This window comes from Virgibacillus kekensis (assembly GCF_042654125.1).
Taxonomy (GTDB): domain Bacteria; phylum Bacillota; class Bacilli; order Bacillales; family Amphibacillaceae; genus Lentibacillus; species Lentibacillus kekensis.
The window spans coordinates 399,920-412,704 of record NZ_JBHSFU010000004.1 but is presented as its reverse complement, the minus strand read 5'-3'; the positions used below and the strand labels follow the sequence as shown (position 1 = coordinate 412,704).

Sequence of the window (12,785 nt, the reverse complement as noted above, 5' to 3'; positions counted from 1 at the left end):
CATGCCATTATTTGAAGTATTAACACCCTTGTCTATAGGGCTTTGTTTTTTCGGAGTGTTTATCGGAATAATCATGGGTGCTATTCCTGGAATGACTGCTACGATGGCGATAGCGATATTTTTACCCATTACATATGCAATGGATATGATCGATTCTATTGGTCTTTTAATAGGCCTGTATGTTGGAGGGATAAGCGGCGGGTTAGTGCCTGCAGTTCTATTAAATATCCCGGGCACTCCTTCCTCACTTTGTACAACGTTTGATGGCTATCCGATGACTAAAAAAGGAGAAGGGGAGAAAGCCTTAAAAGTAGGTATCACAGCGTCCATCATTGGAGGATTCTTCAGTTTAACCATTTTATACTTTTTTGCACCTATTCTTTCCTCTGTCGCAATTGATTTTTCCTCGGTTGAGAAGTTTTTGATAATTGTTTTTGCTTTGACAGTTATTGCAGCAATTTCAAAAGGGAGTATGCTTGCAGGAATCTTCAGTGGTCTCCTGGGAATCTTCGTAAGCTTGATTGGTACTTTTATGGATAATAATACAATGAGGCTTGTGCCTCCTGGTTTTGAGGATGAACTCGTATACGGCTTTTCCTTGTTACCCGTATTGATTGGATTGTTCGCGATAGGGCAATTGTTGCAAGAAGCAGAAGAAGGGATGAAAGCTGCCTCCCATCAGAAGGTTGATTTTCAAAAAGGAAGAGGACAGAACAGGTTCAAGTTTTCCTTCTTTTTAAAGCAAAAAATCAATGTGGTTCGGTCTGCTATTCTCGGTACATTTATAGGGATACTACCAGGTGTAGGTGGTAGCGCCGCCTCAATTACAGCATATTCACAAGCTAAAAACTTCTCTAAGCACCCTGAAAGGTTTGGTGATGGAGAGCCAGAAGGATTAGTTGCTAGTGAAGCAGCTAATAATGGTTTGATTGGTGGTGCATTGATTCCCTTACTTTCCTTAGGGATTCCCGGGGACAGTACAACAGCCATTCTGATCGGGGCGTTTATTTTACAAGGTATTGAAGTTGGGCCATTATTCATAACCTCGAACCCGGACCTGTGGAGTGGAATTATATTTGCATTAGTCATAGCAAATATAGTCATGTTTTTAATGATGTTTTTCGCAATTAAATATTTCGCAAAGATTGTTCTGATACCAAAGTATATTATTTTCCCAATCATAGTGGTGGCATGTGTTGTTGGTTCTTACGCTATCAACAATGGGATTATGTTTGATGTATGGACGCTTCTGTTATTCGGGCTATTAGGGTATATTTTCCCGAAAATCGGCATCCAGATTCCATCATTTTTGATTGGATTTATTCTGGGGATGCAGGCTGAAAAATACTTTATCGACAGTCTAAAAGGTAGTGGGGGTGACTTAACCGTCTTTTTCACAAATGGACCTGCAGCAATCGTCATATGGGTCTTGATTTTTGGTTCGGTAGGTTATGCCATTTTTGATAACCAGAAGTCCAAAAATAAAAGTGAACAAAAGGCAGCTTAAGTATTGTATTTATTAAAATACCAGCAGGAGAGATTAGGAGAGATAATAATGCAAGTAGAAATAGAAAATAAGACACCAAAGTTAGTTGACCTTTTAGTATATACCGTGGCTGGAAGTGATAGTATGCTTCTTAATTTAAGCGGTGCCCATGGTCCTTTTTTTACCCGTAATATAGTCATTCTTAAAGATAACAGTGGGAACATAGGTGTAGGGGAAGTACCCGGAGGAGAAAAAATCTATCAAACGATAATAGATTCTAAACCCCTCCTGATGGATGCATCAATCGGTGAATATAAGAATATCTTGAGAAAAGTCAGAGAAACCTTTGCGGATCGTGATGCATCCGGTCGTGGTCTGCAAACGTTTGATTTGCGGACCACAATCCATGCGGTGACAGCACTAGAAGCAGCCTTGTTGGATTTACTTGGGAAGCACTTAAATGTTCCTGTGGCAGCCCTGTTGGGTGATGGACAACAAAGGTCCGAGGTAGAGGCATTAGGGTATTTATTTTATATTGGAGATCGAAATAAAACAGATTTGCCATATAAGAGTAATCCTGATGCGACCGACGACTGGTTGCGTCTCCGACATGAAGAGGCTTTAACGCCGGAAGCAGTTGTACGTTTAGCTGAAGCCGCACATGAGCGATATGGTTTTCGTGATTTTAAGCTAAAAGGGGGAGTTTTGTCCGGGGAACAAGAAATGGAAGCAGTTACTGCACTGTCCGAACGATTTCCTGAAGCGCGAATAACTTTAGATCCGAACGGTGCATGGTCATTGGATGAGGCAATCAGACTATGTAAAGACCAGCATAATGTATTGACATATGCAGAAGATCCTTGTGGAGCAGAGAATGGATTTTCAGCTCGTGAGGTTATGAGTGAATTCAAAAAGGCAACCGGACTTCCTACAGCTACCAACATGATTGCAACCGATTGGAGACAGATGGCGCATACGATCCAATTACAGGCCGTAGATATACCTCTTGCCGATCCGCACTTCTGGACAATGGAGGGTTCGGTAAGGGTAGCACAGATGTGTAATGATTTTGGATTGACATGGGGTTCACATTCAAATAACCACTTTGATATTTCGTTGGCAATGTTTACCCATGTGGCAGCGGCTGCTCCTGGTAAAATTGCTGCCATTGACACCCATTGGATTTGGCAGGACGGTCAGCGGTTAACGAGAGAGCCTTTTGAGATAAAAGACGGTAAAATTAAAGTTCCGGAAAAACCAGGACTGGGAATAGAAATTGATATGGAACAAATTGAAGCAGCCAATAATGTCTATAAAAACATGAACCTTGGAGCAAGGGACGATTCAATCGCGATGAGGTATCTTATTCCTGACTGGAAATTTGATAATAAACGCCCTTCACTTATACGGTAAACCAAAGAGGGACAAGGGGGTGAGGGACAAGGGGTCAGACCCCTATGTCCCAGGCCATTCTCCATTTGAGGAGGGTGGTTGTTTTTTGACGGGGACACTAAGCCTCTTCCCTTATCCATTTCTGTCCAAAATGTGGAGACAGTTAGATATGGTTCTATATATGGTTGGTTTTCCAAGAAGCATTGAGAAATACAAAGTGTTGTTAATTCGTCACAAAAACAAATGATATAAAAAAGTCAGTAATGGGAAGAGTACACCTGTATAGGAATACTTTCCAAAGGAGGAATCAGAATTGGAACTTAAAGATAAAGTAGCAATCGTAACCGGTGGTGCATCAGGTATTGGGCTTGCAACCGTTAAGGCGTTTTCTGAAAAAGGTGCAAAAGTGGTTATCGCAGATTTTGACGAAGAGGGCGGCAAGTCAGCCGAAAAGGAATTGGCAGGTAATAGCTCAGATGTGTTGTTTATTAAGACGGATGTTTCCAGCGAGGAACAGGTAAAGAACCTTGTAGAGAAAACAGTGGATCAGTTCGGGAAAGTAGATATTATGTTCAATAATGCCGGTATTGGTGTGCAGGGCGAAACACATGAACTTACAGATGAAGATTATAAAAAAGTGATTTCTATTAACCAGGACGGTGTATTCTACGGTTCCAAATATGCGGTACAGAACATGTTGAAACACGATGGTGGTGTCATCGTTAACACATCTTCCATTTTGGGTACGGTAGGTGAACCAAGTGCTTTTGCATATAACGCCTCAAAAGGTGCTGTCAATCTGATGACGAAATCACTCGGTCTGCAATATGCTGATAAGAATATTCGCGTGAATGCTGTTGCACCAGGCTATATTGAATCCGGAATGGTTAATAAAGAGAGTCTGGGCGAATTCTATGACCAACTGGTAGATAAGCATCCAATTGGTCGTCTTGGAAAACCTGAGGAAATCGCACATGCAGTGGTATTCCTCTGTGAAAACGATTTTGTTACAGGTACCACAATCCATGTGGATGGCGGATATACAGCGCAATAAACAAAGAGAGGTCCCCAGGCTAAGGCCCGGGGGCTTGCTTATGGAATTGGGACGAGGGATCAGACCCCTATGTCCCAGGCAGCCATTCTCCGTATGAGGAGGATGGCTGCTTTATTATTGGAGCGCCGGAACACCGTTTGTATGGATGGCACTGTAATGTGTGATATAAGTATATTTATGAAGCGGAAAAAGTAATTCAATGTCAGTGACTGGGACAGTGGACCTGTCCCCTTGTCCCAGACCCATTTCTTGTCCTGTTTTTTCCCAATTGGTACACTTAAGGCGAATATGCCTGTTGTCAGGGCGGAATGGGGGAGTTTATATGATCTCGTTGTTGTCCGGTTATGCATGGTATGAAATTGTCGGCCCCTTCAGTCTGGTGGCTGCATTACTTGCAAGTTATTGGTATATAAAAACTTTCATTAAATCTCCGCATTATAAAGCTGCCAGAGTGGAAAAAGGTTATTTCCTCACGGCAGTGCTGCTCTTTTATCTGGTAGAGGGTGGTCCAATTGGCCTGATTGCGGACCACTATCTGCTTAGTATCCTGACGCTTCAGCTGTCCGTGATAGCGTTTGTGGTCGTCCCGTTGATTATTCTCAGTTTACCGAAGCAATATATCAAGGCCTTGTTCTGGAACCACAAAAGATCACAAATAGCAAAGTTATTATTTTCCCATCCTTGGCCATTGGCTGTGGTGTTCAATGGGCTTGTTACGCTGTTTTTTGTCCCATCGGTTTTTAACAACATTCATGGAAATCTATTCCTGCAGTTCCTGGCCGAGATGCTTATTTACACTTTCGCCTTCTTTATATGGTGGATTATTATTCAGCCCTCTTCGGATACGCCGGGTCACAGTTATTTGATGCGGATCGGCTATGTTTTTTTCACGGCATTATTTTTGATGCCAATAGGTATTTATCTGCTTGTTTTGACAGGGGCGGAATACCCGGCATATGCAACGGTAGCAGGAGAACATTTCCCAGCGCTTGGTGCGGTAAGTGATCAACAACTTGCGGGTGGAATTATAAAGGCCGTCCAGCTTACCAGCTTCTCATTTGCCCTTTATTATCTGTTCAGAAACTGGGGTATTCAGGAAGATGAGAGAGAAGGTATGGTTGACGAAGACACTCGCGTTGTTCAGGGAATTGCCATTAAGGTGAATAATCGTAATAAGAACCGGAGAGGGAGAAAGCGGTAGTAACGGATGTTGAAATACAATTCGCAACAAATGATATAGGTTAAAACAGAAAATGAAAATCGTGTACAAATAAGGGGTGCAAATCGAAAATCGGTTGGTACTCCTTTTTTGTAGAAATAATTACGGCTCTTATCTATGGAAAAGGCTTTATTTTAAAAAAACCAAGAGATTTAAGGTGGATGCGGACATCAGGTTCCTTATTCGACAATGGAGCCTATATTCTTTCGAGATTTGGGCTGAATAAGGTTTCCTATGTCCGCAAACTCGCTTAGATTTCCTTCTTTTCATAAATAAAGGAACGTATGTCCATACAGTAAGTAATGGATAAAAAAGTTTGATTTAAAATGTAAAACTGTGTCGAACGCCTTCATCAAATATCGTCTCGCATCGACAATAATTTCATAAAATATCCCTTCTTTTGTCGGAGGCCCACTCTTTTTGTGAATCTATTGACTTCCTACTAAAGACAGCCAGGCGGTAGAATATGGTGCTGTTTTGAAGGAAACTGTTGAGAAGTTTTTATGAACGGCACCGTTATTTTGACAAACTTATCAATTATTGGCCTGTACAATATTAATAGATTCCCGGTGAATTTTGGGGAAAATATTATTAGGAGGCATGTTTATGAAGAAATTAGTCAAATTAGCTGTTCCCGTAACACTTGCATCCGCGATGCTGTTTTCGTCCAGTATTGCTGCAGATCCGCAGACCACTCCTAATGGTCCATACATCGAGAATGAGCAGAATATCTCACTTTCCAACTACATGAGCAACGAGGAGTTGTATGAGAAGCTCAAACATTTTGAGGAAAAATCAAACGGGAAGATGAAGCTGGAGATTGCTGGCTATTCTAATTTGGCGCCCGATGGGTATTCTACTGATGATGAGAAGGGTGAACCGTTATATGTCGTGAAGTTTGGCGATAACGACCCTGATAAGAAAAAAATCATGATAACCACACAGATTCACGGTAATGAACAAATTGGTACCGAGGCCGCGGTTGATATTATTCAAAAGCTGTCCTCCAATGGTAAAGAAGTAAATGAGATTTTGGAAAATGTCTCTATCTGGATTATGCCGCGGATTAATCCTGAGGGCGCTGATAACCAGTACGAGGATAGCTGGTACCCTACGAGATATACGCATCAAACCTGGAATCCAGAAGAACTAGGGCTGCCTGCTGATACTCCGTCACCTTGGTACTATAATGAAGATGGCAGTGAACGAGCTCAGAACAATAACGGTCGGATTGTTTACGGTATCCCTGGGTATGACCAAAACCGGGACTATAACCCGAATTTTGACTTAGCTATTGAGGACCTTCAAAAATCTGAGGTGGCAGATTTCCTCAATAGTGATACGTTGAACGATAGTGACTACGGTGGTCTATATGTGACGGCAGAATCAAGGACCGTGACATCTGTGTTTGAAGAGTTCCAGCCGGATGTTTATGTTGATGTTCATCACCGCGGCTTTAATAAACTGTCCGATGAAGATAATCGCTCGGTCCCTGTTCAACTTGCAGCGGTAGTAGCAACTCAGGAATACGAGGATCCATTTACAGGCAAAACTTACGATGTTGACGATGATGTTCTAAAGCTGGGTAAACAGGTGAACGCCCTGTCATATCTTGCGTTACAAAAAGGGAACTCGCACTACGGTGCAATTCAGAAATATCCTGATGTTAACCTGCCGGGAACTGCGCTTGGAGCTTTTGCTCTGAATGATGCTGCGATTATGTTGATTGAAATCAAGGGGCAGAGCCAGACATTGGGCCAAAAGCAGAATGGAATGCTGACACAAACCGTAACCCAGCCGCTCTTTGAAGTGTTTGAAGGTTTGGCTGATGGTTCGATTCACAACGTGGACCCACAAATTTATGATGATATTCCGAAGTCTGCAAACAGAATCAGCGATCCGACAACCAGAGAAGATAAAGCATTTTAATTAGAAAAATAAAAGCGTTAGCTCCTTGGGTGGGGCTAACGCTATTTTTGGACTCGCAACAATTTCTTATGTTTTTGTAAGACTTATACATATTCTTGTATAGCCTTCCAGTTAGTATATAAGTATGTTAAGTATTTAATCTGAGGAGGCAATATTATGAAGAAGCCGTTTTACAAGAGGGTTTGGTTTTGGGTGATTGCTATAATTATTGTGATTGCGATTAATTCACCTGAATCGACTGAGGTTGAGAAGGATATAGCAAATGGGGAAGCTAAGGCTAGTGAAACCTCTACTAGTGATAGCTCGAATAACCCTGATGACACAGTAGAATCCGAACCAACTGAAGATATAGAAGAAAAAGAAGAGAAAACTGAGCCGGAAGCAGAAGAAGTTGTTGAGGAGACACCTCAGCAGAGGATGGTTGGGCAAATTGTCACGTTAATGGATGAAGGATTGGCATTTGACACGGGGTCCTATGTCAAAGGGGATATTCCAAAAGGGGAATATGCTTTTATTCCCTTTGATGGAAGCGGGAAATATTACAGTGAAACGGACGGTGCAGGGAACATAGTCGATAATGAAATCTTTGATAGTTTTGGTTATGTGTATGTACACGGGACAGCTAATCTGGAAACGCAAGGCGTACTAGTAAATACCACAGCCTTTGAGCAGTTAGGAGTTAGCGGAGCAAAAGAATTATATGAAGTAGTGAATAGCAGCGAAAATTATCAAGGATCCGGGATGTATAAGGTCGGCTATGATATTAAACCAAACACTTACACTATTGAGAGTATGGGAGAAGGTTATGTTGCCATTTTATCCGGACCTGTAGGAAATAATGAAATCGTCGATAATAACATATTTAACGGTAAGTATAATGTAAATGTAGCAGAAGGACAGTATTTGACTGTTTCTAAGGGTACATTTGCACAATAAAAGGAAGGAGGACTGGTTGAGCCCAGTCATCCTTTATAATACTCTTTCTATTAGTGTGAGCAGGCTGCATGGAACCTGTCCTACTTAATAAAAACGTTTGTATCCGTCGAAGTGTTTACTCCAGTATGAGCTGTTCAGGTTAGAAATGGTTACCCCATTTGAACTTGCATGAATGAAGCGGTCGCCACCAAGATAGATTCCGAGGTGGGAGATTCCCTTCTTGTATGTATTTTCAAAGAATACAAGGTCGCCTGGCTTCGGTTTGTTTACATAATAAGAACGATTATAATAGCCATTGCTGGAATGTCGTTTTACGTCTTTGTCTGCTTGCTGATAGGTGTAATAGATAAATCCGCTGCAATCAAATCCGGCAGGTGTGGAGCCGCCCCATGCATAGCCGACATTCTGCATGCTTTTCGCTGCACTTAGCAGCTCATCTACATTGTAATCGATATCGGACGGCGGAGCGGTATTTTTGTCGTTTGAGTTAGTTTTATCCGCTTCATTGGATTTCCCGCCAGCTTCTGAGTTAATTGCCAGTTTTTGACCAATCAGAATCAAATCAGAGTTTAACCCGTTCCATCTCTTCAGATCCGTAACAGAGACTCCATAATTCGCCGCAATTCCAGATAGCGTGTCTCCGGATTTCACGGTGTACACCTTGGATGAAGCCACCTGCTGATTGTTAGTATCCACAGTTACCGATTCATCAGATTTATTGCTTGAATCTGTATTTCCAGAGTTTCCTGTTGAAGCAGCTTTAGAGACTACAAATTTATTCCCAGGAAAAATTAAAGTTGAGTCCAAGTTGTTCCATTTCATTAAATCAGATAGTGCAATATTATGTTTAGAAGCAATTCCGCTAAGTGTATCACCTGATTTGACTATGTATGTAGCAGCAGAGTTACTTTTTGACGTATTATTTGATGTGTTTTTTGTAGAATTTGAATTAGATTTAGACTCTGATTGGTTAGTGGTTTTCGAGATTTCAAGTACCTGATTCGGGAAAATAATGTTACTCGACAGATTGTTCCATGTTTTAAGTTGACTGACATTTACATTATATTTCTGGGAAATCTCCCATAATGAATCTCCGCTTTGTACCTTATACGAAGCTGCCTCCGCATCGTCTGCACCGACCAATGTTGCCGCAATTGCCGCTGTTGCAGTCACGGACATAAAAATCTTCTTATTCGCCAAAATACACCACCATCCGTTTCATTTAGAATGACTATATTATAACACGATTCTACAAATACTTGATAGATTTTTCTAAAAAATGGGACATGAGGGTCTGACCCCGTGTCCCAAATGAAAAATAAGGGACAGAGGGGTCTGACCCCTTGTCCCTCTTATACTGGTCCCCAGCCGATCATGACGCCGACGCTTAGCATGATTACTGCGATGAGTGCCCATATGAGTAGTAGTGGGAGCATCCATCGTGCCCATTTGATCCATGCTACTCCGGCTACGGCGAGGCTGGCCATTAATGGTCCGGATGTTGGGAAGATACTGTTTGTAAAGCCATCACCAAACTGATAGGCCTGAACGGCTACCTGTCGGGTGATTCCAATCATGTCCGCCAGTGGTGAGAGAATAGGCATTGCAATCATAGCCTGTCCACTTCCGGAAGGTACCAGAAAATTCAACAAGCCATTTGCGACAAACATTCCCAGTGCGGCAAAAACCGGTGTTAATTCGGTAAGCGGTATGGACAGGGCGTGTACAACGGTATCCAAAATCTGTGCATCTTCCATAACAATAAGGATAGCCCGTGCTACACCAATAATCAGGGCGCCGTAGACAAGTTTCTGGCATCCCTCCAGAAAAGTGACGGCTGTTTTATTATAATTCATCCCGGCTATGATTCCGGAGGCAAGACCGATTATGATAAAAAATGCAGCCATATGGTTAATGGACCATTTGAACTGGATGGTGGCAAAGACGAAAAATGCCAGCGATAATCCAACAAAACCGAGAATTACTTTATGCCTTGTAGTGAATGGCGCCTTCAACTGATCCTCTTTGGATTCAGGTTCTTCCAACACGCCTACAAGGCTCTTGGAAGGATCTTTCATTATTTTTTTTGCATAATTCCATGTGTACAGGATGGTTACTCCCACAATCACCGTAAATGCAATTATCCGGTACAACATTCCCGAGAAGAGCGGTATATCGGCAATAGTTTGCGCGATCCCCACGGTATATGGGTTCAGAAAACCAACGTTAAACCCGGCAAAAGTGGCTCCGAAAGTGATTGATACAGCTACTATCGCATCAAGCTTCAGGGCGCGCGCGATGATGATTCCGATCGCCACAAACGGAATAACAGAATTGGCCACTGCCCCGATGGCGCCACCAAGCGCGAATAGTGTGGAAACAATGGCAATCAGCCAGAATTCTTTTCCCTGTGTTACATTGACAGCTCGAATGATTCCACCTCTGATTGCCCCGGAGCGTTCAACAACTTCGAAGGCCCCACCTGCGAACAAGACAAGAAAGATCAGGCTGCCGGATTGGACCATTCCTTCCTGAAGTGCCAGAAAGATATCCATAAATCCAATTGTATCGCCTTCGACCTGGCTGTACGTTCCAGGAACCACACGTTCTACCTCATCAATTGTCTCCCGGTCAAACGAGCCTGATGGAACAATATATGTAGCAGCGACTGCCAACAGCAGGACCAGGAACAAAATCACATATGTGTCAGGCATCTCGAACTTTTTCTTTAATTTTTTACTTTGAACAGGTTCTACGTCTTTTGCTGAACTCATGAAACGTCGCATCCCTCCGTAATTAGTTGAAATTAAAAAATATGTTGTATAGTATAATAGCTATCGTTTCAGTTATCAAATAATTTAGATTTATGGGGGAGAGCTTGAATGATTAAAAAACTATTTAAAGAGCTTGAAAATATACAGCCTGAAGCAGTTGAATTACGAAGAGATTTACATATGAACCCTGAGTTATCTAATGAGGAAAAAAGAACTCCCAAGATAGTGGAGAGTTATTTAAGGGAATTGGGGCTGGAAGTGAAAACAAATGTTGGTGGAAATGGCGTTGTTGGTTATTTGAGAGGCGGGAAGCCGGGGAAAACCATCGCATTGCGGGCCGATTTCGATGCGTTGCCGATTCAGGACGAGAAAGACGTTCCGTACAAATCAAAAATTGATGGAGTTTCTCATGCTTGTGGTCATGATGTCCATACTGCAGCACTTTTGGCACTTGCCAAGACCCTGAGTCAAGTGAGAGAGGACCTGCATGGCACCGTTGTGTTTATTCATCAGTTTGCTGAAGAGGTTGCCCCGGGTGGTGCCGAACGTATGATTAAGGACGGGTGTCTGGATGGAGTGGATGCTGTTTATGGGGCCCATGTCTGGGCAGAGAATCAGGTAGGCGAAATTCTTTTTAATGAAGGGTATACAATGGCTGCGGCCGATACGTTCGAAATTGAAATCAGAGGGAAAGGTGGCCATGGTGCCCTCCCGCATCTAACCATTGATCCTGTTGTGGCGGCCAGTCAGCTTGTAGTGAATATCCAGCAAATCACAAGCCGGAATGTTCCCCCGCTTGATTCGGCCGTGGTAACGGTCGGTTCATTCCATAGTGGTGAGGCGCTGAACGTGATTCCTGATACAGCCTCAGTAAAAGGCACAGTACGGACATACAATGAGAATGTTCGGAAACTCGTCGAACAAAAATTGCGGGATAGTGTTGAAGCGATAGAAAAGCAAACAGGTGCAAATGTGGATATTACCTATCAATACGGTCATACCTCTTTATATAACCATCCTGAGGAAACAAGAAGATTGAAAGAAATCTCACAGCAATATTTGACTGATTTGGAAATTCTCCGAATGGAACCATTCATGGGGGCTGAGGATTTTGCGTATTATCTCAAGGAAGTGCCAGGAACATTTTTCTTTGTAGGTGGGCGAAACGAGAAGATTAATGCAGTATACCCGCACCATCATCCAATGTTTGATGTAGATGAGAGGGCCATGGAAACAATAGGGAGAGTGTTTTTGCTTGCTCTAATGGACCATGGTGTAATTAGTAATTAAAAGGTTGAATGGAAAATAGACTCTGCGTTTATTTGTAAATTTATGTTAAAGTAGTTGTTAAGTAAATTATTTATAACAGGAAGGATGGGGAGGGAAAAATGAAGAATTCTTTTTTAGAGAAGAGTATACTTTTTTCTTTAAGTTTAATTATGTTCACCTTATTCCTTTCTGGATGCAATACTGCTGAAGATGACTCTACTGATGATATGTCTACCAAACAAGAGGAACAAATGGAGTCATCTGGTGAGTCAACAGTTATTCCGCCTGATGAGCCTAAACCAGAAGCCACGGAAGAATATTTACCTAATGAAAACGACGTCGTGTTAAAAAATAACGAATTAAAGAATGTGGATCTACTTGAAAATTTTATGGAAGTTGCCGGAAAAAATAATGAAAGTAAAATTAGAGTAGTAAAGTATGTTAGGTTTCAAGGTGTAATTATTTATGAGCTGCAATCAAGGTATGATGAAAATGCCAACGAAGGTTGGATCAGTGTAGAGCCGGATTTGAGCTACTACAAACCATCCGACAATGAAGTTCAGGACGTTTTTAATAATGCCGGTCAACAGTGTGGATACATAACGAAAGACACGGTGGAGGGATTTTACAAGTTAAATGAATGCAGAACACATTGGGAGTATCGGTTTTTGCCAATTCCCCAGTGATCGCAACGGTTAAACGCCTGGGCTTTTTCATCCAGGCGTT

At 42.2% G+C, this 12,785-nt stretch carries 10 protein-coding genes; 8 read left to right on the top strand and 2 right to left on the bottom strand.

Going from position 1 to position 12,785, the window contains the following annotated elements; genetic code table 11:
- The first annotated feature begins 1 nt into the window (after position 1).
- The 6 genes from ACFO3D_RS06300 to ACFO3D_RS06275 all read left to right on the top strand — a co-directional run bounded on the left by ACFO3D_RS06300 (position 2) and on the right by ACFO3D_RS06275 (position 8,016).
- On the top strand, positions 2 to 1,507 hold the full coding sequence (locus ACFO3D_RS06300) for a tripartite tricarboxylate transporter permease (protein WP_390293920.1): 1,506 nt from the start codon (positions 2 to 4) through the stop codon (positions 1,505 to 1,507).
- Between the two features lie 48 nt (positions 1,508 to 1,555).
- Complete coding sequence (gudD, locus tag ACFO3D_RS06295; protein WP_390293918.1) at positions 1,556 to 2,899, top strand: glucarate dehydratase; 1,344 nt, start codon at positions 1,556 to 1,558, stop codon at positions 2,897 to 2,899.
- A 292-nt stretch (positions 2,900 to 3,191) separates the two neighbouring features.
- Complete coding sequence (locus tag ACFO3D_RS06290; RefSeq protein WP_390293916.1) at positions 3,192 to 3,932, top strand: SDR family NAD(P)-dependent oxidoreductase; 741 nt, start codon at positions 3,192 to 3,194, stop codon at positions 3,930 to 3,932.
- A 322-nt stretch (positions 3,933 to 4,254) separates the two neighbouring features.
- The gene (locus ACFO3D_RS06285) at positions 4,255 to 5,133 is read left to right on the top strand and encodes a cytochrome c oxidase assembly protein (protein ID WP_390293914.1); all 879 of its coding nucleotides are present in this window, start codon (positions 4,255 to 4,257) and stop codon (positions 5,131 to 5,133) included.
- 624 nt (positions 5,134 to 5,757) lie between these two features.
- Entirely contained in the window at positions 5,758 to 7,080 is a 1,323-nt protein-coding gene (locus ACFO3D_RS06280) for a M14 family zinc carboxypeptidase (protein WP_390293912.1), read from the top strand.
- 156 nt (positions 7,081 to 7,236) lie between these two features.
- Positions 7,237 to 8,016, top strand: a complete 780-nt coding sequence (locus tag ACFO3D_RS06275) for a hypothetical protein (RefSeq protein WP_390293910.1) — start codon at positions 7,237 to 7,239, stop codon at positions 8,014 to 8,016.
- An 84-nt stretch (positions 8,017 to 8,100) separates the two neighbouring features.
- Here the strand turns inward: ACFO3D_RS06275 and ACFO3D_RS06270 are convergent, their stop codons facing one another.
- The gene (locus tag ACFO3D_RS06270) at positions 8,101 to 9,216 is read right to left on the bottom strand and encodes a C40 family peptidase (protein ID WP_390293908.1); all 1,116 of its coding nucleotides are present in this window, start codon (positions 9,214 to 9,216) and stop codon (positions 8,101 to 8,103) included.
- Positions 9,217 to 9,368: 152 nt separating this feature from the next.
- Entirely contained in the window at positions 9,369 to 10,790 is a 1,422-nt protein-coding gene (locus ACFO3D_RS06265; protein WP_390293906.1) for a YfcC family protein, read from the bottom strand.
- A gap of 108 nt (positions 10,791 to 10,898) precedes the next feature.
- Between ACFO3D_RS06265 and ACFO3D_RS06260 the strand changes: the two genes are divergently transcribed.
- Together ACFO3D_RS06260 and ACFO3D_RS06255 are read left to right on the top strand one after the other, a co-directional pair.
- Positions 10,899 to 12,080, top strand: a complete 1,182-nt coding sequence (locus tag ACFO3D_RS06260) for a M20 metallopeptidase family protein (RefSeq protein ID WP_390293904.1) — start codon at positions 10,899 to 10,901, stop codon at positions 12,078 to 12,080.
- Positions 12,081 to 12,178: 98 nt separating this feature from the next.
- Entirely contained in the window at positions 12,179 to 12,745 is a 567-nt protein-coding gene (locus ACFO3D_RS06255) for a DUF4362 domain-containing protein (protein WP_390293902.1), read from the top strand.
- Positions 12,746 to 12,785 lie beyond the last annotated feature (40 nt).